General features: G+C 75.5%; 22 protein-coding genes and 1 riboswitch. Of the genes, 4 read left to right on the top strand and 18 right to left on the bottom strand.

The genetic code is table 11. The features are described from left to right. Positions 1–41 precede the first annotated feature (41 nt). The 9 genes from ACRYM0_RS08690 to ACRYM0_RS08650 form a co-directional block, all read right to left on the bottom strand. Positions 42–1,307, bottom strand: a complete 1,266-nt coding sequence (locus ACRYM0_RS08690) for a cytochrome P450 (protein ID WP_432504086.1) — start codon at positions 1,305–1,307, stop codon at positions 42–44. 92 nt (positions 1,308–1,399) lie between these two features. Next, positions 1,400–2,248: an isoprenyl transferase gene (locus ACRYM0_RS08685; protein WP_432504069.1), complete on the bottom strand. Its 849-nt coding sequence runs from the start codon at positions 2,246–2,248 to the stop codon at positions 1,400–1,402. Positions 2,249–2,286: 38 nt separating this feature from the next. Further along, positions 2,287–3,036 carry a DNA repair protein RecO gene (recO, locus tag ACRYM0_RS08680; RefSeq protein WP_432504067.1) on the bottom strand — a complete coding sequence of 250 codons (750 nt, stop codon included), beginning with the start codon at positions 3,034–3,036 and terminating at the stop codon, positions 2,287–2,289. A gap of 55 nt (positions 3,037–3,091) precedes the next feature. Beyond that, positions 3,092–4,693, bottom strand: a complete 1,602-nt coding sequence (locus ACRYM0_RS08675) for a GGDEF domain-containing protein (protein WP_432504065.1) — start codon at positions 4,691–4,693, stop codon at positions 3,092–3,094. A gap of 157 nt (positions 4,694–4,850) precedes the next feature. Further along, positions 4,851–6,560, bottom strand: coding sequence for a 2-isopropylmalate synthase (gene leuA / locus ACRYM0_RS08670; RefSeq protein WP_432504084.1), 1,710 nt, complete (start codon positions 6,558–6,560; stop codon positions 4,851–4,853). Positions 6,561–6,821: 261 nt separating this feature from the next. After that, positions 6,822–6,989 carry a hypothetical protein gene (locus ACRYM0_RS08665; protein ID WP_432504063.1) on the bottom strand — a complete coding sequence of 56 codons (168 nt, stop codon included), beginning with the start codon at positions 6,987–6,989 and terminating at the stop codon, positions 6,822–6,824. Between the two features lie 57 nt (positions 6,990–7,046). Continuing rightward, the gene (locus tag ACRYM0_RS08660) at positions 7,047–7,931 is read right to left on the bottom strand and encodes a carbohydrate ABC transporter permease (RefSeq protein WP_432504061.1); all 885 of its coding nucleotides are present in this window, start codon (positions 7,929–7,931) and stop codon (positions 7,047–7,049) included. Next, entirely contained in the window at positions 7,931–8,884 is a 954-nt protein-coding gene (locus tag ACRYM0_RS08655) for a carbohydrate ABC transporter permease (protein WP_432504059.1), read from the bottom strand. Before ACRYM0_RS08655 ends, ACRYM0_RS08660 begins: the two co-directional genes overlap by 1 nt. A 27-nt stretch (positions 8,885–8,911) precedes the next feature. Continuing rightward, positions 8,912–10,339, bottom strand: a complete 1,428-nt coding sequence (locus ACRYM0_RS08650; protein ID WP_432504056.1) for an ABC transporter substrate-binding protein — start codon at positions 10,337–10,339, stop codon at positions 8,912–8,914. A 168-nt stretch (positions 10,340–10,507) separates the two neighbouring features. Here ACRYM0_RS08650 and ACRYM0_RS08645 point away from each other — a divergent pair, with 168 nt between their 5' ends. Beyond that, entirely contained in the window at positions 10,508–11,398 is an 891-nt protein-coding gene (locus ACRYM0_RS08645) for an SDR family oxidoreductase (protein WP_432504055.1), read from the top strand. A 54-nt stretch (positions 11,399–11,452) separates the two neighbouring features. Here the strand turns inward: ACRYM0_RS08645 and ACRYM0_RS08640 are convergent, their stop codons facing one another. The 4 genes from ACRYM0_RS08640 to ACRYM0_RS08625 form a co-directional block, all read right to left on the bottom strand. Next, positions 11,453–12,025 (bottom strand): GNAT family N-acetyltransferase, encoded by a 573-nt coding sequence (locus ACRYM0_RS08640; RefSeq protein ID WP_432504053.1) that lies wholly within the window; start codon positions 12,023–12,025, stop codon positions 11,453–11,455. A 66-nt stretch (positions 12,026–12,091) separates the two neighbouring features. Then, the gene (locus ACRYM0_RS08635) at positions 12,092–12,895 is read right to left on the bottom strand and encodes an ABC transporter permease (RefSeq protein ID WP_432504051.1); all 804 of its coding nucleotides are present in this window, start codon (positions 12,893–12,895) and stop codon (positions 12,092–12,094) included. Beyond that, entirely contained in the window at positions 12,892–13,920 is a 1,029-nt protein-coding gene (locus ACRYM0_RS08630) for an aliphatic sulfonate ABC transporter substrate-binding protein (RefSeq protein WP_432504049.1), read from the bottom strand. The genes ACRYM0_RS08635 and ACRYM0_RS08630 overlap by 4 nt, the downstream gene beginning before the upstream one ends. Before the next feature lie 117 nt (positions 13,921–14,037). Further along, positions 14,038–14,847, bottom strand: a complete 810-nt coding sequence (locus ACRYM0_RS08625) for an ABC transporter ATP-binding protein (protein WP_432504082.1) — start codon at positions 14,845–14,847, stop codon at positions 14,038–14,040. A gap of 88 nt (positions 14,848–14,935) precedes the next feature. Beyond that, positions 14,936–15,043, bottom strand: a riboswitch (SAM riboswitch). Between the two features lie 107 nt (positions 15,044–15,150). On the opposite strand from ACRYM0_RS08625, the gene ACRYM0_RS08620 reads away from it, so the two are divergent. Both ACRYM0_RS08620 and ACRYM0_RS08615 read left to right on the top strand, forming a co-directional pair. Then, complete coding sequence (locus ACRYM0_RS08620) at positions 15,151–15,762, top strand: CDP-alcohol phosphatidyltransferase family protein (protein WP_432504047.1); 612 nt, start codon at positions 15,151–15,153, stop codon at positions 15,760–15,762. A 7-nt stretch (positions 15,763–15,769) separates the two neighbouring features. Continuing rightward, positions 15,770–16,324, top strand: a complete 555-nt coding sequence (locus ACRYM0_RS08615) for a hypothetical protein (protein WP_432504045.1) — start codon at positions 15,770–15,772, stop codon at positions 16,322–16,324. Positions 16,325–16,352: 28 nt separating this feature from the next. On the opposite strand, the gene ACRYM0_RS08610 is transcribed toward ACRYM0_RS08615, so the two are convergent. The 5 genes from ACRYM0_RS08610 to ACRYM0_RS08590 are packed head-to-tail and all read right to left on the bottom strand — an operon-like array spanning position 16,353 to position 21,157. Then, positions 16,353–17,231, bottom strand: a complete 879-nt coding sequence (locus ACRYM0_RS08610) for an MBL fold metallo-hydrolase (protein WP_432504043.1) — start codon at positions 17,229–17,231, stop codon at positions 16,353–16,355. A gap of 34 nt (positions 17,232–17,265) precedes the next feature. Next, positions 17,266–18,207: a GTPase Era gene (era, locus tag ACRYM0_RS08605; RefSeq protein WP_432504041.1), complete on the bottom strand. Its 942-nt coding sequence runs from the start codon at positions 18,205–18,207 to the stop codon at positions 17,266–17,268. Further along, on the bottom strand, positions 18,200–19,540 hold the full coding sequence (locus ACRYM0_RS08600) for a hemolysin family protein (RefSeq protein WP_432504039.1): 1,341 nt from the start codon (positions 19,538–19,540) through the stop codon (positions 18,200–18,202). The genes era and ACRYM0_RS08600 overlap by 8 nt, the downstream gene beginning before the upstream one ends. 11 nt (positions 19,541–19,551) lie before the next feature. Next, complete coding sequence (ybeY, locus tag ACRYM0_RS08595) at positions 19,552–20,082, bottom strand: rRNA maturation RNase YbeY (RefSeq protein WP_432504079.1); 531 nt, start codon at positions 20,080–20,082, stop codon at positions 19,552–19,554. A 7-nt stretch (positions 20,083–20,089) separates the two neighbouring features. Further along, complete coding sequence (locus ACRYM0_RS08590) at positions 20,090–21,157, bottom strand: PhoH family protein (RefSeq protein WP_432504076.1); 1,068 nt, start codon at positions 21,155–21,157, stop codon at positions 20,090–20,092. A gap of 108 nt (positions 21,158–21,265) precedes the next feature. Between ACRYM0_RS08590 and ACRYM0_RS08585 the strand changes: the two genes are divergently transcribed. Further along, positions 21,266–22,141 (top strand): aminotransferase class IV, encoded by an 876-nt coding sequence (locus tag ACRYM0_RS08585; protein WP_432504075.1) that lies wholly within the window; start codon positions 21,266–21,268, stop codon positions 22,139–22,141. The last annotated feature ends 14 nt before the right edge of the window (positions 22,142–22,155 follow it).

Raw genomic sequence — 22,155 nt, 5'->3', positions numbered from 1 at the left:
CCCCTCGCGCGAGGGGCGGGGCCGCGGTGCGTCCCGGCGCTCTACGCCAGCCGCACCGGCAGCCGTTCCCAGCCGCGCAGCACCCGCGTGGTGGTGCGCCGCGCCCCGGGCGCGAGGCGCAGGTGGGGGAACCGCTCGAACAGCGCGCGCAGCCCCACCTGCCCCTCGAGCCGGGCCAGCGCCGCCCCCAGGCAGAAGTGCCGGCCGCCGGAGAAGGCGACGTGCTCGCGGGCGTTGGCGCGGCGCACGTCGAAGCGGGCGGGGTCGCGGAAGACGTCCGGGTCGCGGTTGGCCGCGCCCAGCAGCAGCACCACCCGGGCTCCCGCCCGCACCTCGCAGCCGGCGACGCGGGTGGTGCGCAGCGCGCGGCGGGAGGTCAGCTGCACCGGCGTCTCCACCCGCAGGGCCTCCTCCACCGCGCCCGGCCACAGCGCGGGGTCGGCGCGCAGGAGGTCGAGCTGGCCGGGTTCGTCCAGCAGCAGGCGGGTCGCGGAGCCGAGGAGGTTCACGGTCGTCTCGAACCCGGCGGCCAGCAGCAGCCCGGCGGTGGACCGCAGCTCCCGCTCGCTCAGGCGCGCCCCGCTGCCGTCGCCGTCGTCGTCGGTGGCGGCCACCAGCCTGCTGAGCAGGTCGTCGCCGGGGCGGCGGCGCAGCTGCTGCAGGTGCTCGCCGATCCAGGTGTCGAAACCGCGCAGGGCCGCGTCGACGGCCCGCACGTCGCGCCACGGGGCGGCGACCTCCAGGCTGCCGGCCAGGCCCGCGTCGAAGGCGCGCAGCTCCTCGCGCCGGTGCGGCGGCACGCCGAGGATCTCGGCGATGACGGCGACGGGCAGCCGCAGCGCGTAGTCGCGCACGGCGTCGACCAGCGGCCCGCGCCGGGCGAGCTCCTCGAGCAGCTCGTCGGCGATCTCCTGCACGCGCGGGCGCAGGCCCTCCACGGCGCGGGCGGTGAAGACCCCGGAGACCAGGCGGCGGTAGCGGGTGTGCTCGGGCGGGTCGACGGCGAGCATCGAGGGCGGCTCCACGGGGTGCGTGGGCCGGTCCCGGCCGGCCCACGCCAGCAGCGGCCGCAGGCGCGGCAGGGGGGCGTCGTGCAGGGCGCCCACGCCGAAGTCGGTGCCGGCGAGCACCTCGCGCACCACGGCGTGCGAGGCGCTCATGCAGGTGAAGCGGCCGGTCAGCAGCGGCCCGGCGGCGCGGACCCGCTCGTGGAAGGCGTACGGCTCGCGCCAGGTGGGCGGGTCGGCCAGCAGCAGGGACTGCAGGTCCCCGGTGCGCGCGCCGCGGCGCACCGCCAGGCGGGGCATGCCGTGCTGCACGCCCCAGCGCACCGTCCCGCGCACCTCCCGCACCACCGGGGACGTCAGCGAGGTCAGCGCCGCCCGCGCGCCGGCGGCGGTCACGGTGCCGCCTCCGGCGGGGCCCCCGGCGCGTCGACGGCGCCGCCGTAGCGGCGGTCGCGCTCGGCGTAGGTCTGGATCGCCGCCCACAGGGCGCGGCGGTCCACGTCCGGCCACAGCACGTCGGAGAAGACCATCTCGGCGTACGCGGACTGCCAGGGCAGGAACCCGGAGGTGCGCTGCTCCCCGGAGGAGCGCCAGAACAGGTCCACGTCGGGCATGTCGGGCTCGTCGAGGAAGCGCGCCACCGTGCGCTCGTCCACCCGGTCGGGGTTGATGCGGCCGGCAGCGACCTCGCGGGCGATGGCGCGCGCGGCGTCGGCGATCTCGGCGCGGCCGCCGTAGTTCACGCACATCGTCAGGGTGCAGACGGTGTTGTCCCTCGTCAGCTCCTCGGCGGCCTCCAGCTCGTCGATGACGCTGCGCCACAGGCGCGGTCGGCGCCCGGCCCAGCGCACCCGCACGCCCCAGGAGTGCATCTCGTCGCGTCGGCGCCGGATGACGTCGCGGTTGAAGCCCATGAGGAAGCGCACCTCCTCGGGGCTGCGCTTCCAGTTCTCCGTGGAGAACGCCCACGCCGAGACGTGGGTGACCCCGATCTCGATGGCACCGGCGACGACGTCCAGCAGCGACGCCTCGCCGCGCTTGTGGCCCTCGTTGCGCGGCAGCCCGCGCGCGTTGGCCCAGCGGCCGTTGCCGTCCATGACGATCGCCACGTGCCGGGGCACCAGCTCCGGCGGCAGCTGCGGGGGGCGGGCGCCTGAGGGGTGCGGCGGGGGCGCCTGGACGGCGCGGGGGGCGGGTGCCGCGGCGCGGCGCCCGAGGGTGCGTCGTGCGGGGGTGCTCACGAGGCCCGAGCTTCGCACGGGTGCGCCGGTGCGCTCGCTCAGACCCGCTCGACGTGCTCCAGGGAGCGGATGCCCCGCTCCAGGTGCCACTGCAGGAACGCGGCCACCAGCCCGCTGCCCTCGTCGCGGCAGCGCTGGTCGCTGGCGTCGGCGGTGTCCCAGTCGCCCGTCAGCAGCGCGGCCAGCAGTTCCAGGGTGCGCGGGTCGGGGGCGGCTGAGCCGGGCGGGCGGCACGCCGGGCACACCGCCCCGCCGGCGGCCACGTTGAACGCGCGGTGCGGGCCCGGATCGCCGCAGCGCGCGCAGTCGGCGAAGCTGGCGGCGTAGCCGGCCACGGCGAGGGACCGCAGGAGGAAGGCGTCCAGGACCATGGTGGCGGCGTGCTCGCCGCGGGCCAGGGTGCGCAGCGCCCCCACCAGCAGCAGGTACTGCTGGGTGTTGCTCTCCCCCTCCACCTCGGTGAACCGCTCGGCCGTCTCCAGCAGGGCGTGCCCGGCGGTGTAGAGGCCGTAGTCGGCGGCGATGACCGCACCCAGGGGGGCGAGGACGTCCACCTGCGTGACGATGTCGAGGGAGCGGCCGCGGTGCAGCTGCGCGTCCACGCAGGTGAACGGCTCCAGGCGGGCGCCGAAGCGCGAGGAGGTGCGGCGCACCCCCTTGGCCACGGCCCGGACCCGGCCGTGGTGGCGGGTCAGCAGGGTGATGACGCGGTCGGCCTCGCCGAGCTTGGCGGTGCGCAGCACGACGGCGTCGTCGCGGTAGCTGCGCGGCCCCCCGATCCCACTCACCCGGGCAGCGTAGGCCCCGGCACCGACACGGCGGCGCGGCGCCGGTGCCCGCGCGTCAGGCGAGCTCGATGCGGTCGCCGCCGGCGCGCCGGGCGCGCGTGCACGCCGCGTCGGCGGCCGCCAGGGCCTCGGCCGCCGGGGCGGGCCCGGCCACCCCCACGGACGCGCTCATCCGCAGCCCGGGGGCGAGGTGCGCCCACGGTTCCTGCCGCACCGCCGCCAGCAGCCGCTCGGCGACGAGGACGGGCGCCGGCCCCGGGCGGTCGGCGGGCAGCAGCACGACGAACTCGTCGCCCCCGTAGCGCACCAGCACGTCGTCCTCGCGGCAGCTCTCCACCAGCAGCGCGGCCACGCGCCGCAGCACCGCGTCCCCGGCCTCCGGGCCGTGCTCGTCGTTGGCCGCGCGCAACCCGTCCAGGTCGACGAGCACGGCGCTGTAGCGCTGGTCGGGCCGCTCCAGGACCTGCTGCAGGCGCCGCCGGTTGCCCAGGCCGGTCATGGGGTCGGTCAGGGCGGCGCGGCCCTGCCGCTCGTTCTGCTCGGCCATCTCGTGCTGGCGGATGCGGTCCTGCAGCGCCTCGAACCGGCTCTCGCGGTCCTCCCACAGCCGCGACAGGGAGATGCGCGCCAGTTCGGCGAGCGCGTCGGCGGCCTCGTGGCCGCCGTGGTGGCGCACGGCGTTGTCGGCGCGCACCTTCAGGGCGGTCAGGCCCCACACGTCCAGCTGGGTGCTGGAGGAGGTGCGCTGCACGGCCAGCAGCAGTTCCCGGGCCCCGTCCAGGTCGCCCTCGGCGGACAGCGACATCGCCAGGCCCACGCGCGCGATCTGGGTCTCCACCAGCTCCTCGCGCTGGCGGAAGGCGGCGGCGGCCACGCGCAGGCGCGCGGCGGCCAGGGCGGGCTCACCGGTGCGGTGCAGCACGAACCCCTCGATGGCGTCGGCGCGGGCGCGCATCTCCGGGTAGCCGACCTCCTGCGCCAGCGAGCGCATCCGGGCGGCGTGCCCGAGGGCCCGCGCGTAGTGCGGCCCGGTCTCGCCCGAGCGGCCGACGACGTCGAGCATCGCGCCCCAGGACACCTCCAGGACGGCGGCCTCCTGCACGACGTTCAGGCGCACCCGGGCCGGGGGGAAGGTCAGCGAGAGCATCAGCTCGGTCAGCTCGTCGGCCGGCTCGAACAGCGCCAGCGCGCGCAGCGCCAGGGCCACCGACATGGTGGCCGACAGGTGGTCGTAGGTGCGCACGGGCTGGGCGGTGACGATGAGCTGCGCCTCGGCCAGGTGGTCCATCGCCAGGGCCGTCATGCCCAGGTCCACGCGGGCCTCGGCCAGCAGCGACAGGGCCTTGGCGCGCCAGACCGGGTCGGCGCGCGGGCCCAGGCGCTGCAGCAGGTGACCGGCCTCCGCGGCGGCCTCGGCGGCGCGGCCGAGCTGCTGCAGGGCGACGCAGCAGATGAACTGCAGGTACCGCGCGGTGCGCTCGTCGCCGGCGGCCTCGCAGAGCACCAGGCCCTCGCGCGCGGCCTGTACGGCCCGCTCGCCGTAGCCGTCCAGGTAGAGGCGGTGCGCCTCCTCGGCGAGGGCGTCGAACGGCCCGAACGGCCCGGACGGCTCCAGCTCCCGCCCGGCCGGCCCGGCCGCGGCTGCAGCGCTGCCCACGTCGATCGCCCCCTGTCCCCCGCGCGGTCGAGCACGGATGGTGACTGATCCTAACCGTGAGCGGGCGCCGCGCAGCCGGAAGGGCCGGACGGTGCGCGCTCGACGACCCCCGGGGGGCGCTCCCCGGCCCGCCGCGCGCAGCGGCGGGCCGGGCGCCTCAGCGCAGGGCCCGGTTCACGGCCGACACGATCGCCTTCAGCGAGGCGGTGGTGATGTTGGCGTCGATGCCGACCCCCCACAGGACGCGCTGGCCCACGGCGCACTCGACGTACGCCGCGGCGCGCGCGTCGCCGCCGGCGGACAGGGCGTGCTCGGCGTAGTCCAGGACGCGCACGTCCACCGGCCCGGCGGGCAGCCCGGCCAGCGCGGCGCAGAACGCGGCGATGGGCCCGTTGCCGGTGCCGGCGACCGTGGTGGTCGTCCCCGCGTCCAGCAGGTCGACCTCCAGCGCGTCGACGCCGTCGACCTCGGAGACCGAGCGGGTGGCGCGCAGCGCCAGCCGGCCCCAGTCGGGCGTGCCGGAGGGCGAGGGCAGGTACTCGTCGGAGAAGATCTCGAAGATTTCCGCGGCCGAGACCTCCCCGCCGGCCGCGTCCGTGCGCTCCTGCACGACGCGGCTGAACTCGATCTGCAGCCGCCGCGGCAGGTCCAGCTGGTGCTCGCTCTTGAGCAGGTAGGCCACGCCGCCCTTGCCGGACTGCGAGTTGACCCGGATGACGGCCTCGTAGCTGCGGCCGACGTCCTTGGGGTCGATGGGCAGGTACGGCACCGCCCACTCGTGCTCGTCGACGCTCCTGCCGGCGGCGGCCGCGTCGCGCTCCATCGCCTCCAGGCCCTTCTTGATGGCGTCCTGGTGCGACCCGGAGAACGCGGTGAAGACCAGGTCCCCGCCGTAGGGGGCGCGCTCGCCCACGGGCAGCTGGTTGCAGTGCTCCACCGTGCGGCGGATCCGGTCGATGTCGGAGAAGTCGATCTCCGGGTCGACGCCCTGGCTGAAGAGGTTCAGCCCCAGGGTGACCAGGTCGACGTTGCCGGTGCGCTCGCCGTTGCCGAACAGGCAGCCCTCGATGCGGTCCGCGCCGGCCAGGTAGCCCAGCTCGGCCGCGGCCACGCCGGTGCCGCGGTCGTTGTGCGGGTGCAGGGACAGGACCACGTTCTCGCGCTGCGCCAGGTTGCGCGACATCCACTCGATGGAGTCCGCGTACACGTTCGGGGTGGCCATCTCCACCGTCGCGGGCAGGTTGACGATCACCTTGCGCTCGGGCGTGGGCTCGAACACCTCCACCACCGCGTCGCAGATGCGCCGGGCGAACTCCAGCTCGGTGCCGGTGTAGGACTCCGGGGAGTACTCGTAGTAGACGGTCGTGCCCGGGATCGTCTCCTCGTACTTGCGGCACAGCCGCGCGCCCTGCAGGGCCAGGTCGACGATGCCGTCCTCGTCCATCCCGAACACCACGCGCCGCTGCAGCACGGAGGTGGAGTTGTACAGGTGCACGATCGCCTGCTTCGCCCCGCGCAGGGACTCGTAGGTGCGCTCGATGAGGTGCTCGCGCGCCTGGGTCAGGACCTGGATGCGCACGTCGTCGGGGATCAGGTCCTGCTCGATCAGGGTGCGCACGAAGTCGAAGTCGGTCTGGCTGGCCGAGGGGAAGCCCACCTCGACGTCCTTGTAGCCCATCTCCACCAGCAGCTGGAACATCCGCAGCTTGCGCTCGGAGTTCATGGGGTCGATCAGGGCCTGGTTGCCGTCGCGCAGGTCCACCGCGCACCAGCGGGGCGCCTTCGTGATCCGCTTGCCGGGCCACGTGCGGTCGGGCAGGTCCACGGCGATCTGCTCGTGGAAGGGGCGGTACCGGTGGTACGGCATCGACGACGGCTTCTGGGTGTTCTCCACAGCTCAAGCTCCTCTACGCGGGACCGGATGTGCTCGGCCGGCGCGCACGACGAGGTCCCGCGACGGGGAGACCGGCCTAGCTGGCCCCGCCGCGGCGGCGAAGGAGGAGGGTCTCCCAGCGAGCCACGGCAGCACCGTACGCGCCCGGCCCCCGGCTCGTCCACGCGGGGGGGCGGGACGAGCCGGCGGCGCCGCACCGCCCGGGCCGGTGGCCGGCCCGGGCGGTGCGGGGCGTCAGCGGTCGTCGCGGGGGTTGAGCTGCTGCGGGTCGCCGTCGGGGTCGTCCTCGGCACCGGGGTCCTGCGCGGCCCCGTCGCCGGTCTGCACGCCCCGCAGGTCGCGCGGGTTCAGCTCACCCGGGTCGCCGTCGGGGTCGATGGGGTTGGTGGTCGGTTCGCTCATGCCTCCACAGTGCACCGGCCCCCCTCCCCCGGCACCCCGAGGCCACCGCGGCCGGCCTCACTTGACCGCCCCGCGGGTGACCCCGCTCATCACCCAGCGCTGGGCGAACACGTAGACGAGGATCGTGGGGGCCATCGCCATCAGGTAGGAGGCGAAGGCCACGTTGTAGTCGGTGGAGAACGCCAGCTGGAAGATCTTCTGGACGACGGGGATCGTCTGCAGCGTCTGGTCGGCGGTGATGAGCGAGGGCATCATGAAGTCGTTCCAGCTGGCCAGGAAGGCGAAGATGCCGACCGTGGCGTTCATGGGGGCCAGCAGCGGGAAGACGACCCGCCAGAACACCTGCCAGGTGCTCGCCCCGTCCATGCGGGCGCTCTCCTCCAGCTCCAGGGGGATGGAGCGCAGGAACGCCGAGTACAGCAGCACGCTGAAGGACAGCTGGAACATCACGTGCAGCAGCGCGACGCCGACGGGGTTGTCCAGCGCGAGCACCGCGGTGAGCTTGACCTGCGGCAGCGCCACCACGGGGAAGGGGATGAACATGGCGGCCAGCAGGTAGAAGTAGGAGTACCGGAACAGCCGGCGGTCCCAGTTGCGCACGATCGCGTAGGAGGCCCACGACGCCAGCAGCAGGCACCCGGCGACGCTGACGACGCTGACCAGCACCGAGACGGCGAAGGCCCGGGGGAAACCCGTCAGCGTCCAGGCGTCGGCGAAGCTGGCCCAGTTCAGCGGCCACGGCGGGGCGAAGCCGGTGCCGGCGACGGCCTGCTCGGGCGTCTTGAACGCCATGACGACGGCGAAGTACAGGGGCACCAGGACCGCCAGGGACGTCAGGGCCAGCAGCGCGGTCAGGCCCCAGCCGCGCCCGCGCAGGGGGGTGGAGCCGCGGCGGTTCCCGCGGGAGACCGCGGCGACGGTGGCGGGGTCGGCGGTGACCATCAGAGCGACACTCCTCGGCGGCGGATGATCTGCAGCTGCAGGACGGAGATGACCACGGCGAGGACGAAGAAGACCACCGCGTTGGCCATCTGGTAGGCGTAGTCGCCGTTGGTGAAGCCGGTGAAGATGGTCATGGCCACGCTGCGGGTCGCCGTCCCCGGGCCGCCGTCGGTCAGGCCCACGATGATGTCGTAGGCGTTGAGGAAGTTCTTGAACCCCAGCACGGTGTTGATGACGACGTACCCGGCGACCAGCGGCAGGGTGATCGAGGCGAACCGGCGCCAGGCGCCGGCACCGTCCAGGGCGGCGGCCTCGTAGACCTCCTCCGGCACCGCCAGCAGGCCGGCCAGGTAGATGATCAGCGCGCTGGGCACGGCCTGCCAGGCGGTCACCACCACGACGCCCACCCACGCCAGGTCGGGGTTGGCCAGGACGCTCTCCCGCAGCCACCCGATGCCCAGCGCGCCGCCCAGCGCGGGCAGGGAAGTGGACAGGAGGTGGTTGAAGACGAAGGCGATGACGATGCCGGAGACCACCATGGGGATGAAGAACACCGCGCGCAGCGCCGTCTTCAGCTTGATCTTCGCGCTCAGGCCCAGCGCCAGGGCCAGGGCCAGGACGTTGACCAGGAGCACCGTGACGACCGAGAAGCCCAGGGTGAAGCCGTAGGCGTGCAGGACGTTCGGGTCGGTGAACAGCACGGCGTAGTTGGCGAGCCCGATGAACTCCCACTCGCCGTACCCGACGTAGTCGGTGAGGCTGATGACCGCGCCGACCAGGGCGGGCAGCACGATGAACAGGGTGAACAGGGCCAGCGCCGGCAGCAGGAACAGGTAGGACACGGCGTCGACGCGGCGGCGCGGGGCGCGGCTCCGCACGACGGCGACGTCGGAGTGCGCGCCGCCGGCGGCGCGGCGCCCGCTCCGGGAGCGGTGCGGTGAGGTGGTGGCCACGAGATCTCCTTCGCTCTGCGGCGGCGCTCAGGCGGCCGAGCGGGTCGCCAGCCGCGCCCAGTCCTCGTCGATGCGGCGCAGCAGGCGCTCGCCGTCCCCGGAGCGCACGGCCTCCTGCAGGTAGTTGCCGACCGGGATCGTCAGCGGGATGTAGGTGTTGGCGCCCTGGTAGATGCGCCCGGCGTCCAGCGCGGGCTGCAGGCCGACCAGGCGCGGGTCCTGCAGGGGGGCGGCGCCCAGCAGCGGTGAGGTCGCCAGGTTGTCGGCGTTGTAGCGGGCGATGACCTCGTCGCGCATGAGCCACTGCAGGAACTCGCGCGCCGCGGTCTGGTGCCCGGAGGCCTCGGGGATCCACAGGGCCAGGTCGAGGTTGACCCGGGCGGCGGCCTGGCCTGGCTCGTCGCCCATCGGCAGCGGGAACGTGCCCACCGGCAGGTCGGGGTTCACCTTGGCGATCTCGCCCAGCGCCCACGGGCCCTGCAGGTACATGGCCGCCTGACCGCGGCCGAACGCCAGGTTGCCGTCGGCGTAGGCGCGGCTGGCCGCGTCGGGGTTGGAGTAGGAGGCCAGCTGCAGCATCTTCTCGACCGGCTCGGCGAAGACGTTCGAGAACGACACCTCCTCCTCGGGGCCGGCGTCCGCCCCCAGGGCGCGCAGGTCGGCGAAGAAGGCGGCCACGTCCAGGGCGCTGCCGGTGCAGTAGTCGAACAGGCCCTGCTGGATGGTCCACACCTCCTGGAAGGTGCTGTAGACGGGCGTGACCCCTGCGGCCCGGAAGGTCTCGCACGCCTGCACGAGCTCGCTCCAGGTCTGCGGCACGGCCACGCCGTTCTGCTCGAACAGCCGCGCGTTGTAGATCACCCCCGCGGAGGCGACGGAGTAGGGCAGCACGTTCGTCTCCCCCTCGTTGGTGGCGAACTGGTCGACCAGCACCTGGTACTTGGGGTCGACGCGCTGCGCCTCGGGCAGGTCCGACAGGTCCGTGAGCACCCCGGTCGAGACGTAGCCGCCGACCTCGAGGGTGTAGTTCCACGCAGCCAGGTCCGGCGGTGCGCCGCGCACGAACTGGGGCACCAGCGCCGTCTGGGAGGAGTCGTGGACGGCGAGCACCCCGGACTGCGAGGCGTTGAACTCCGCCACGAGGTCCCCGAAGTAGGCGATGACCTCCGGCTTGTTCTGGAAGAAGCGGACCTCCTCGCGCCCGCCGGTGCCGGCGGAGGACCCGCAGCCGGCTGCCCCGAGCGCGAGGGCGCCGCCCCGGCGGTCAGCAGCGAGCGCCGGCTCAGGGGCCCGGCGGCCCGCAGGGCGGGCGGCGCGGTGGGTGGCGGGGTGCGTGGCGGGGTGCGTGGCGGGGTGTGTGGCACGGTGGGTGGCACGTCGTCGTCCCTCCTCCTGGCTGCCGCGGGCACCGTCGCCTGCGGGTCCTGCGGGGCCGCGCGGGGGGTCTGCCCGCACGGCCCGGTCCGCCCGCCGGATCCGCGGGTGGCGCCTGCCTCGTCATCGAGCCGGACCGTGGTCTCGCCGTCCAGCAGCGTCTCCCCGATCGGGCCGCTGGACAAGACGACACGAGCGGCGAGCGCACCACACGGTGTGGCGCCCCCCCACCGCGGGTAGGGACCGGGCATGGCACCCGACCAGAGCACCCCCACCGACCCGACGACCCAGCACCCGCGGTCCCAGCCGGAGCAGTCGATCCCGCACCCCGGCCTGGAGGGGCAGATGGACCCGCCGCCGGACTACGGGCAGGACACGTACCGCGGCAGCGGCCGGCTCACCGGCAAGCGCGCGCTCATCACCGGCGGCGACTCCGGCATCGGCCGCGCGGTCGCCCTCGCCTACGCCCGCGAGGGCGCCGACGTCGTGATCGTCCACCTGCCCGAGGAGCAGGCCGACGCCGACGAGACCGTCGCGCTGGTCGAAGCCGCCGGGCGCAAGGGCGTCAGCGTGCCCGGCGACCTGCGCGAGGAGGAGTTCTGCCGGCAGGTCGTCCAGCGCACCGTCGACGAGCTCGGCGGTCTCGACGTGCTGGTGAACAACGCCGCCTACCAGATGGCCGTCGGCGGCATCGAGGACCTGAGCACCGAGCAGCTGCTGCGCACCTACACGACCAACGTGTTCGCGACGTTCTGGCTGTGCAAGGCCGCGGTGCCGCACCTGCAGCCCGGTTCCAGCATCATCAACACCGTCTCGATCCAGGCGTACCAGCCCTCGCCGTCGCTGCTGGACTACGCCTCCACGAAGGCGGCGCTGGTGAACTTCACCAAGAACCTGGCGCAGGAGCTGGGCGAGAAGGGCGTCCGCGTCAACTGCGTCGCCCCGGGACCGATCTGGACCCCGCTCATCCCGGCCACGATGCCCGCCGAGCAGGTCGGCTCCTTCGGCAGCGAGACCCCCCTGGGCCGCGCCGGCCAGCCCGCGGAGCTGGCGCCCGCCTACGTGTTCCTGGCCTCGCAGGAGTCCAGCTACATCACCGGCGAGCGCATCGGCGTCACCGGCGGGATGCCGATGCCCTGACGTGAGTCGATCCCCCCGGCGGGGGCCGCCCGGACCACCGGCCCGGGCGGTCGCTCACGAGGTGGCGGGCGAGCCCGTGCGCACGAGCTCGCCCGCCAGCAGCGAGCCGATCCAGCCGTCCAAGCGCTCACCGCGGTGCACGAGCAGCCCGCGCACCTCGCCCTCCCGCCGGAAGCCGCACTTCTGCGCGACCCGCCAGGAGGCGGTGTTGCCGACGACGGCCTGCCAGTGCACGCCGGCCAGGTGCAGCTCGTCGAAGCCCCACGCCAGGGCCAGTCGCACCGCGCGGGTCGTGACGCCGCGGCCCCGCGCCCAGGGCGCCAGGCCGAACCCGATCTCCGCCCAGCCGGCCGGGCGGTGGCGCAGGTCCACGGTCCCCGCGAAGCGGTCACCGGCCTGGACCGCCCACCCGGCGACCTCGCCGCGCTCCCACGCGGCGGCGAGCCCGGCGACGAAACCCTCCGCGTCCGCGCGCCCGTAGGGCGCGGGCACCGTGGTGAAGCGCACGGTGTCCGCGTCGCGGCACTGCTCGACGACGGCGTCGAGGTCGGCGGCGGTGTGCCGGCGCAGCAGCACGTCGCCGTCGCGCAGCTCCGGGTGCTCGGGCAGGTCCCAGGTCTCGTCCACGCACCGAGGCAACCGCAACGCGCCGGGGGCCGTCCACCGGGTTCCCGGTGGGCGGCCCCGGATCGCTCAGCTGCGGTTGCGCTTGACCCGCTGCTCCACCAGGCCCAGCAGCACGTCGGAGAGCTTGCCCAGGAGCGCCAGCAGCAGGATCGCCAGCAGCACCTGGTCGGTGCGGCCGACGTTCTGCCCGTTCGTCATCTGGAACCCCAGGCCCATCGCGCCGTTGAGGAACTCGGCCGCCACGAGGAACAGCCACGCCTGCGCCAGCGCCAGGCGCAACCCCGAGAGCAGCGACGGCGCGGTCGCCGGCAGCAGGATCTCGGTGAACAGCCGCACCCCGCTGCGGCCGTAGGCGCGGCCCACCTCCACCAGGGCGGGGTCCAGGTGGCTCAGCGCGGAGTGCACCGTGGTGTAGACGGGGAAGAACGCGCCGATCGCGATGAGCACGATCTTCGGGGTCTCCCCGATGCCGATCCACAGGCCCAGCAGCGGCACCCAGGCCAGCGAGGGCACCGCGCGCAGCGCCCCGATCGTCGGGCTCAGCAGCGCCGAGACGGAGCGCAGCAGACCGGTCAGCCCACCCAGCACGACCCCCAGGCCCGCACCCCACAGGAACCCCAGCAGGACGCGCTGCGTGCTGATGGCGATGTTCCGCTGCAGCTCCCCGGTGCCCCACATCTCCACCGCGGCGCGCAGCACGTCCGCCGGCGGCGGCAGCTGCACGCGCGAGAACACCTCCAGGGTCGAGCACAGCTGCCACGCCGCCAGCAGCGCCAGCGGGACCAGCACCCCCAGCAGCCACCGCCCGGAACCGGCGCGGCGGGCCGGCGCCTCCACCGCCGCCGGCCGCTCCGGCGCGCTCACGCTCACGCCGAGGCCGCCTGCTCGGCGAACTGCGGCGCGAACAGCCCGTCCAGGGCCGTGAGCGCCTCCTCCTCCGAGCGCACGTCGCCGTTGGCGGCCATCAGCGGGATGACGCCCTCCAGCACGGTGCGCTGCGCGTCGCCCGGCACCGGGTCGATGTCCAGGCCGGTGCGCTCGGTCAGCACCAGCGAGGCGACCTCGGGGTCCAGCTGCGCCTGCTCGGCGTACAGCGCCACGAGCTCGTCGGGGTTCGCCAGCGCCCAGGCGCGCGCCTGCTCGTAGGCGTCGACGACCTGCTGCACGAGCTCCGGGGAGCTCTCGATGAACTCCTCGCGGGCGTTGAGCACGCCGTAGGTGTTGAAGTCCACGTTGCGGTACAGCAGGCGCGAGCCGGCGCTGAGCTGGGTGGCGGCCATGTTCGGGTCCAGGCCCGCCCAGGCGTCCACGTCGCCGCGCTCCAGCGCCGCGCGGCCGTCGGGGTGCTGCAGGTTGACGATCTCCACGTCGGAGGCCGCCAGCCCCGCCTGGTCCAGCGCCTGGCGCAGGAAGAAGTACGGGTCGGTGCCGGTCGTGGCGGCGATGCGCTTGCCGCGCAGGCCCGCCACGTCGCTCACCGTGGAGTCGGCGCCGACGACCAGGGCGGTCCACTCCGGCTGGGAGTAGACGTCGACGGTCTGCACGGCCTGGCCGTTGGAGCGGGCCTGCAGCACGGCCGCCCCGGCGGTGGAGGCCAGGTCCAGGTTGTCGTTGCGCAGGAACTCGTTGGCCTTGTTGCTGCCGAGGGACTGCTCCCACTGCACCGTCAGGCCCGCGTCCTCGAGGATCCGCTGCTGGCGCACCACCAGGCTCAGCGGGTTGTAGTACGCGTAGTCGAGGCGGACGGTGTCCCCGCCACCGGACGCGGAACCGGCGGACGGCGCCGTTCCGGTGGAGGACTCCCCCTGCACGCAGCCGGCGGCACCGAGGGCGACGCCGCCGAACAGGGCACCCAGGGCGGTGCGGCGCGCGAGGGGGCGGGGGAAGTGGGACACGGTTCTCTCCAGGGGCAGGGTCGCCCGCACGAGCGGCGGACGACGGGGTTCGCAGGGGTCAGCAGGCGTGCCGCGGGGTTCGCGGGTGCAGCGGTGCCCGGGCCGGGGGCCGGGCGCTCAGGCGTGCGCGCGCGGCACGCCGAGCAGTTCGAGCAGTTCCACGCGCAGGTGGGCGAGGTCGGCGTCGCCCCGGTCGCGCGGGCGCGGCGGCCCCACGGCCAGGTCGCGCACGACGTGGGCGCCGGCACGGCCCTCGGTGGTTCCCAGCACCAGCACGCGGTCGGCCAGGTGCAGCGCCTCGTCGACGTCGTGGGTGACGAGCAGGACGGTCGCACCGGTACCGCGCTGCACGTCGTCCAGCAGGTCCTGCATCTTCAGGCGGGTCAGGGCGTCGAGCGCGGCGAACGGCTCGTCCAGCAGCAGGACACCGGGGCGGCGCACCAGGGCGCGGGCCAGCGCGGCGCGCTGGGCCATGCCGCCGGACACCCGGCGCGGGCGGTGACCGGCGAACCCGGCCAGGCCCACGGTCTCCAGCTGGTGCAGCACCTGCGCGCGCCCCTCGGCGCGGGGGGTGCCCAGCGGCAGCCCCAGGGCGACGTTGCCGGCCAGGTCCCGCCACGGCAGCAGCCGCGGCTCCTGGAACACCACGGCCGTGCGCCCGCCCACCCCGCGCACCGGCTCGCCGCCGACCTCCACGGTGCCGGAGGTGGGGGTGTCCAGCCCGGCGACCAGGCGCAGCAGGGTGGACTTGCCGGAGCCGGACGCGCCCAGCAGCGCCACGGTGCTGCCGGGCGCCACGTCCACGTCCACCCCGGCCAGGACGTCGTGCCTGCCGGAGCCGGTGGTGAACGAGCGCCCCACCCCCCGCAGGGCGACGCCGGCGGCCTCGACGCGCTGCGCCGCGGGCGCACCGCCGGGTGCTGCCACGGCGGGGCCGGGCACAGCGGGGCCGGGCACGGCGGCGCCGGACGTGGCTGGACTGGACGCGGGACGCGTGGGTACGGCCGACACTGCTCCTCCATCGCTCCTGGCGTGAGCACCGCACCGCCCGCTCCGGCCAGGGAGCTGATGGAGGTTGCTGCGGCGTCGTCGAGCCAGGTCTCTCGGCCGCTCTGGATGGTGGCGTCATCAAACGCGAGGACGCCCGCACCTGTCAAAACGGGTGGCCCCCGAGAGGGTGACGTGCGTTTTCACCACGGGGCGCACGCGCGCGACTACGGTGGACGAGCCATGCCGTTCTCCCGGACAGCCCCCCACCCCGCCCCCCGCACCGCGGCGCCGGGCGTGGCGGAACCGTGGACGACGACGGCGAACGCGGTCACCGCGGTGCGCACCGCGGTCGCGGTCGCGCTCGGGTGCGCGGCGGCCGCCACCGGCTCACCGGCGCTGCTGCTGGTGGCGTACCTGGCGTACTGGGTGGGCGACGTGCTCGACGGCGCCGTGGCGCGCCTGATGGACCAGGAGACGCGCCAGGGGGCGGTGCTGGACATCCTCAGCGACCGCGCCTGCACCGCCGTGCTGCTGACGACCTACCTCGGCTGGCACCCCTCCATCGCCGTGCCCGCAGCGGTGTTCCTGCTGCAGTTCATGGTCGTGGACTGCCTGCTGTCGCTGGCCTTCCTGCGCTGGCCGCTGGTCAGCCCCAACCACTTCCACCTCGTCGACCGGCGGGTCTGGCTGTGGAACTGGTCGAAGCCGGCGAAGGCGCTGAACACCTCGGGCGTGGTGGCGTGCCTCGTGCTGGGCTTCGAGGGGGCGGCGACGGCGGTCGCCGTGGCGGTGCTGGCCGTCAAGTGCCTCTCCGCCGTCCGGGTGGCCCGCCTGAGCCGGGCCCCGCGGTGACGCGCCCGTGGAGGACCTGAGGGCCACCGGTGTCGCGCTGGAGGTCCTCGCCGCGATCGCCGTGGGGGCCGTCTCGGCCGTCCTGCCCGTCGTCAACGCCGAGGCGGTGGTGCTCGCCGCGGCCGTCGGCAGGCCCCGCACGGCCGTTCCCGTGGTCCTCGGCGTGGCGCTGGGCCAGACGCTCGGCAAGGTGGCGCTGATGCTCGGCGCGCGCCACGGCGCCCACCGGCTGGTGGGTCTGCTGCACCGCCCCCGCGGCCGGGGGCGCACCGGCTCGGCGGCCGCGGGCGCCGAGCCCCCCGGCGCGGCGGCCCCGCGGACGGCGTGGTGGGCGCGGGCGGTGCGCCGCTGGGGCGAGCGCTGCCTGACGGCGCTGGACTCGGGGCGCTGGGCCGGCCCGGTCGTGCTGCTGAGCGCGACCACGGGCGTGCCCCCGCTGGCGGTGACGAGCATCGCGGCGGGCCTGCGCCGGACCCCGGTGCCCGTGTTCACCGCCTGCTGCCTCGCCGGGCGCTCGGCGCGGTTCCTCGCCCTGGGCCTGCCCGCGCTGGCGGTCGCGTGAGCGGCACCGGCTCGCGCGGCCGGGCCCCTCACCGGGCCGCCGGCACCCGCAGCAGCCCCGCACCGTCCAGGTCGAGCGCACCGCCGGGTGCCAGCAGCACCGCCCGGGAGGCGCCACCGGCCGCGACCGCCCGCGCGAACCGGCGCCCGGGGGCCGTCCACCGGTCCCCCATGGCCCGGGCCAGGCCCAGCGGCGCGAGCGTGCCCCAGTGCACCGGCACCGCCACGGCCGGTCCCACCGCGGTCACCTCCGCGGCCGCCTCCTCCGGGTCCAGGTGGTGCGGGCCCAGCGTGCGCCACCACCCGCCGACCGGCACCAGCGCCACGTCCGGGCACCGGCCGGCGGCGGCCAGCACGGCCGTGGCCAGCCCGTCGAAGGGACCGGTGTCGCCCAGCGCCCACAGCAGCAGGTCGGGCCCGCCGTCGGACCGCGCCCGCTCGGGGAACACCCCGGGCAGCCGCACCAGGTGACCGACGGCCACCGAGTCCACCGGTGCGCCGGTCACCCGCCCCAGGGTGCGCCCCCCGTCGTGGTGGGCGGGCAGCGCCGTCACCGCGACCGGACCCGACGGGCCGGGCAGGTCCAGCCACCGGCCCACGGCGGTCTCCACCACCGCGCTGCCGGTGCCGCGCAGCCGGTCCTGCAGCCACGCGGCGGCACCGGGCGGGGCCACCACCCAGCGCGGGCGCAGCCGCCGCAGGGAGGGCAGGTCCAGGTGGTCGTGGTGCAGGTGCGAGACCAGCACCAGGGCCGGGTCGGCGGAGTGCTCCGGGTCCGGCAGCGGCGGGCGCCGGCGCAGGTGCACCAGGCCGGGGCGCAGCACCGGGTCGGTGACCACTCGCACGCCCACCGCGTCGAGCACGGCTGTGGAGTGCCCCAGCCAGCGCAACCGCGCCCCGCCGCTCACCGGGCCTGCTCCCGCGGGCACGGCGCGCACACCCCTAGAAGCCCAGGCGCTGCAGCTGCTTGGGGTCGCGCTGCCAGTCCTTGGCGACCTTCACCCGCAGGTCCAGGTGGCAGCGCTCGCCGAGCAGCGCCTCGATGGAGCGGCGCGCACGGGTGCCGACGTCCTTCAGGCGCGCACCGCCGCGGCCGATGATGATGCCCTTCTGGCTCTCCCGCTCCACGTACAGCCACACGTGGACCTCCAGCAGGCCGCTCTCCCGGCGGGTCTTCTCCTCCACGACCACCGCCAGGGAGTGGGGCATCTCGTCGCGCACGCCCTCCAGCGCCGCCTCGCGCACCAGCTCGGCGACCATGACGTCCTCCGGCTCGTCGGTCAGCTCGCCGTCGGGGTACATCCGGGGCCCGGGCGGCAGGTGCGAGAGCAGCACGTCGGCCACCACGTCGACCTGCTCGCCGGTGACGGCGGAGGCGGGCACGACGTCGGCGAAACCGCCCAGCAGCTCCTCCCCCAGGGCGCTGACGGCGAGCAGCTGCTCGGCCACCCGCTCCGGGCGCACCTTGTCGGTCTTGGTGACCAGGGCGACCTTCACCGAGCGGGGGGCGGCGGCCAGCGCCTCGGCGATGAAGCGGTCGCCGGGGCCGATGCGCTCGTCGGCGGGCACGCACAGCGCGACCACGTCGACCTCGGCGAGCGTCTCGTGCACGAGGTCGTTCAGCCGCTGGCCCAGCAGCGTGCGGGGGCGGTGCAGGCCGGGGGTGTCCACGAGCACCAGCTGCGCGTCCGGGCGGTGCAGGACGCCGCGCACGGTGTGCCGCGTGGTCTGCGGCCGGCTGGAGGTGATGGCGACCTTCTGCCCCACCAGGGCGTTGGTCAGGGTGGACTTGCCGGCGTTCGGCCGGCCCACCAGGCAGGCGAACCCGGAGCGGTGCTCCGGGGCCCGCTCCTCCCCGCGCCCCTGGTCCCGCTGCTCACTCACGCCGACCTCCCGCACCGCTCACCAGTTCCCCCTCCTGCTCGTCCGCGCCGCCGTCCTCGCGCGCGGGCGCGTCGGCGCGGTGCACCAGGACCGTGCGGACCTGGTTGCGCCGGCCGCCGCGGCGCTCGGCCTCCAGGTGCAGCCCGTGCACCTGCGCCGCCGAGCCGGGCACGACGACCTCCCCGAGGGTCTTGGCGAGCAGCCCGCCGACGGTGTCGACCTCCTCGTCGTCGATCTCGATGCCGAACAGCTCACCGACCTCGTCCACGGCCAGGCGCGCCGAGACCCGGTAGCCGCCGTCGCCCAGCTCCTCCACGTCGGGGGCGCCGCGGTCGTACTCGTCGGCGATGTCGCCGACGATCTCCTCGATGGCGTCCTCGATGGTCACCAGCCCCGCCGTGCCGCCGTACTCGTCGACGACGACCGCCACGTGCGTGGTGTCGTGCTGCATCCGCTTGAGCAGGTCGTCCACCGGCAGGCTGTCGGGCACGAACGCGGCCGGGCGGGCGACGTCCTCCACGGGGGTGCGGCGCGCGGCGGCGGGGTCGTCGTGGAAGCGGCGGGCGACGTCCTTGAGGTAGAGCACGCCGAGCACCTCGTCGGCGTCCTCGCCCACGACGGGCGCGCGCGAGAACCCCGAGCGCAGCAGCAGCTCCTCGGCCTCGTGCAGGCCGGTGCCGCGGCGCAGCGAGACGACGTCGGTGCGCGGGACCATGACCTCGCGCACGCGCGTGTCGCCCAGCTCGAAGACCGAGTGGATCATGCGGTGCTCGCCGGCCTCGATGACGGCCGTCTCGCCCGCCAGCTCGACGATCTCTCGCAGCTCCGCCTCGGTGCCGAACGGGCCGTGCGGGGTGCCGCGGCCGGGCGTCACGGCGTTGCCGACGAGCACCAGCGCGTGCGCCACCGGGCCCAGCACCCGGCTCAGCGGCGCGAGCACGGGCGCGGCCAGCAGGCCCACGGTCTCGGCGTGCAACCGGCCCAGGGTGCGCGGGCCCACGCCCACGAGCACGAAGTCCAGGGCGGACATGCCCAGGCCCGCTGCGAGCAGGACCACCCACCAGGCGTCGGACCAGCTGGCGACCACGACGGTGACGCACACCGCCGCCAGGGTCTCGAGGACGACGCGGACCAGGGTGCAGACGGTCAGCACCGGTGCGGCCGACTCCAGCACCCGCAGCAGCGCACCGGCACCGCGCCGGCCGTCGGCCTCCAGCTCCCGGGCCCGGCGCCGGGACGTGCCCGCGACGGCGGACTCGGCGGCGGCGACCAGACCGGCGGCCACGACGAGGACGAGCGCCAGCAGCAGCAGCGGGACGGCGGGGGCCCCCACGGCGTCGGCCCTCAGCCCTCGGAGCCGGAGCCGGGCAGCGCGCGGTGCCCCACCGTGGGCGTCGGGTCGCCGGGACGGCCGATGCGGGCCAGGAACCCCAGCACCAGCCGGCGCTGCAGGGTGAACATCTCCCGCTCCTCCTCCGGCTCGGCGTGGTCGTAGCCCAGCAGGTGCAGGATGCCGTGGGTCACCAGCAGCAGGACCTCGTCGGCGGTTGCGTGCCCGGAGGCCGCGGCCTGCGCGGCGGCGACCTCCGGGCAGACCACGACGTCGCCCAGCAGGCCCGGCTCGGAGGTCTGCCCCTCGCGGCCGGGGCGCAGCTGGTCCATCGGGAAGGACATGACGTCGGTGGGGCCGGGCTCGTCCATCCACTGCTCGTGCAACCGGGACATGGCCTCGCCGTCCACCATGAGCACGGACAGGTCGGCCAGGGGGTGCACCCGCATCTCGTCCAGCACGTGCCGGGCGAGCGCGGCCACCTCCACGGTGTCCACACCGCGGCCGGCCGCGAAGCTGCTCTCGTCGACGACGTCGATGCTCACGCGGACCTCACCGGCGCCCGCGCTGCTGCGGCTGCTGCGCACGGGCCGGCCGGGCGTCCTCCCAGCGGCCGTACGCGTCGACGATCTCCGAGACCAGCCGGTGGCGCACGACGTCGGTGCTGGTCAGCCGGGAGAAGTGCACGTCCTCGATGCCCTCGAGGATGTCCTGCACCACGCGCAGGCCGGACTCGGTGCCGCTGGGCAGGTCGACCTGCGTCACGTCGCCGGTGACGACGACCTTCGAGCCGAACCCGAGGCGGGTGAGGAACATCTTCATCTGCTCGGGCGAGGTGTTCTGCGCCTCGTCGAGGATGATGAAGGCGTCGTTCAGGGTGCGCCCGCGCATGTACGCCAGCGGGGCCACCTCGATCGTGCCCGCCGCCATGAGCCGGGGGATGGAGTCCGGGTCGAGCATGTCGTGCAGCGCGTCGTACAGCGGGCGCAGGTACGGGTCGATCTTGTCCGTCAGCGTGCCCGGCAGGAAGCCGAGGCGCTCACCGGCCTCGACGGCCGGGCGGGTGAGCACGATCCGGTTGACCTGCTTGGCCTGCAGCGCCTGCACGGCCTTGGCCATCGCCAGGTACGTCTTGCCGGTGCCGGCCGGGCCGATGCCGAAGACGACGGTGTGGTCGTCGATGGCGTCGACGTAGTGCTTCTGGTTGACCGTCTTGGGGCGGATCGTGCGCCCGCGGCTGGACAGGATGTTCAGCGTCAGCACGTCGGCCGGGCGCTCGCTGCCGGTGCCGGCGGCCTGGGCGCGCAGCATCGCCACGGAGCGCTCCACGGCGTCCGGGGACAGCGGCTGGCCGGCGGCGAGCACGGCGAGCATCTGGTCGACGAGGCGCTCGACGAGGGCGACCTCGCCGGCGGACCCGGTGACGGTGATCTCGTTGCCGCGCACGTGGACGTCGGCGCGGGTGAAGGCCCGCTCCAGCACGCGCAGGAGCTCGTCGCGCGGGCCCAGGAGCGAGACCATAGAGACGTCGGCGGGCACGACGACGACGTGGCGGGCGGTCGCCGCCGGTTCGACGCCGGGCACGCCCTCGGCGGGGGTGGTGGGGTCGTTGCTGGCCATGGTCGGCCCGGTGGGCCGTTCGCCTCCGTTGTGGGGAGCTGCTGTCGCCCCGATCCTACCGAGCGGGCCCGACACCGCCCGTCCGCGCGCTGCGCCAGACTCCCCGGGGTGAGCAGCGCCCCTCCCCCCGCCGGACCCGTGCGGGCGCGCACCGCGGTGCTGGGCGGCGCGGAAGTGCCCTGGGACGCGCCGGTCGCCGCGGCCGACGACGCCGGCCCGGCCCGCGGGGACGGCGTCTTCGAGACCGTCCTGGTGCTCGGCGGGCCGCCGGTGCGGGTGGTCCACCTGGACGCGCACCTGGACCGCCTCACCCGCTCGGCGCTCGCCCTGGACCTGCCGGAGCCCGAGCGCCGAGCGTGGGAGGAGCTGGCCGCCCGGCTCACCGGGGAGGTGCCCGCCGGTGCCGAGGCGGTGCTGCGCCTGACCCTGACGCGGGGCGTGCCCGGCCGCGGGCCGACCGGGCTGGCGACGCTGCGCCCGGTGCCCGCCGGGGTGCTGCGCGCCCGCACCGAGGGGGTGCGGGTGGTGTCGCTGACGCGCGGCACCCCGGCGCGGGCGCACGCCGCGGCGCCGTGGCTGCTGGGCGGTGCGAAGGTCCTCTCGTACGCGCTGCACACCGCCGCGCTGCGCGAGGCCGCCCGGCGCGGCGCTGACGACGCGCTGCTGACCTCCGCGGAGGGCCTGGTCCTGGAGGGGGCCACGTCCAGCGTCGTGTGGGCGAGCGGGGGCCGGCTGCTCACCGCGCCCGTGGACGGCACCGGCGTGCTGCCCGGCACCACGCAGGCGGCGGTGTTCGCCGGCGCCGCGGCGGCCGGGGTGCCCACCGGCGCCGAGCTCGTGCCGCCGCGGCGGCTGCGGGCGGCGGACGCGGTGTGGCTGACCTCCAGCGTGCGGGGGGTGGTGGAGGTCACCCACCTGGACGGCGAGCCGGTGGCCCGGCGGCCGGAGCTGACGACCCGGCTGCGCGCCTGGGCGCTGGGCTGACGCGCGGCGCCGGG

The sequence above is a fragment of the Kineococcus arenarius subsp. arenarius genome, assembly GCF_050871845.1.
Lineage (GTDB): Bacteria > Actinomycetota > Actinomycetes > Actinomycetales > Kineococcaceae > Kineococcus.
The sequence above is the reverse complement of the archived record's forward strand: the minus strand, read 5'-3'. Positions and strand labels throughout refer to the sequence as shown.

Coding starts and splice junctions, on each gene's coding strand:
- ACRYM0_RS08660 (WP_432504061.1), bottom strand. CDS start 7,931: ATGGTCACCGCCGACCCCGCCACCGTCGCCGCGGTCTCCCGCGGGAAC.
- leuA (WP_432504084.1), bottom strand. CDS start 6,560: ATGCCGTACCACCGGTACCGCCCCTTCCACGAGCAGATCGCCGTGGAC.
- ACRYM0_RS08620 (WP_432504047.1), top strand. CDS start 15,151: ATGCCGTTCTCCCGGACAGCCCCCCACCCCGCCCCCCGCACCGCGGCG.
- ACRYM0_RS08645 (WP_432504055.1), top strand. CDS start 10,508: ATGGCACCCGACCAGAGCACCCCCACCGACCCGACGACCCAGCACCCG.
- ACRYM0_RS08665 (WP_432504063.1), bottom strand. CDS start 6,989: ATGAGCGAACCGACCACCAACCCCATCGACCCCGACGGCGACCCGGGT.
- ACRYM0_RS08590 (WP_432504076.1), bottom strand. CDS start 21,157: ATGGCCAGCAACGACCCCACCACCCCCGCCGAGGGCGTGCCCGGCGTC.
- ACRYM0_RS08690 (WP_432504086.1), bottom strand. CDS start 1,307: ATGCCCCGCCTGGCGGTGCGCCGCGGCGCGCGCACCGGGGACCTGCAG.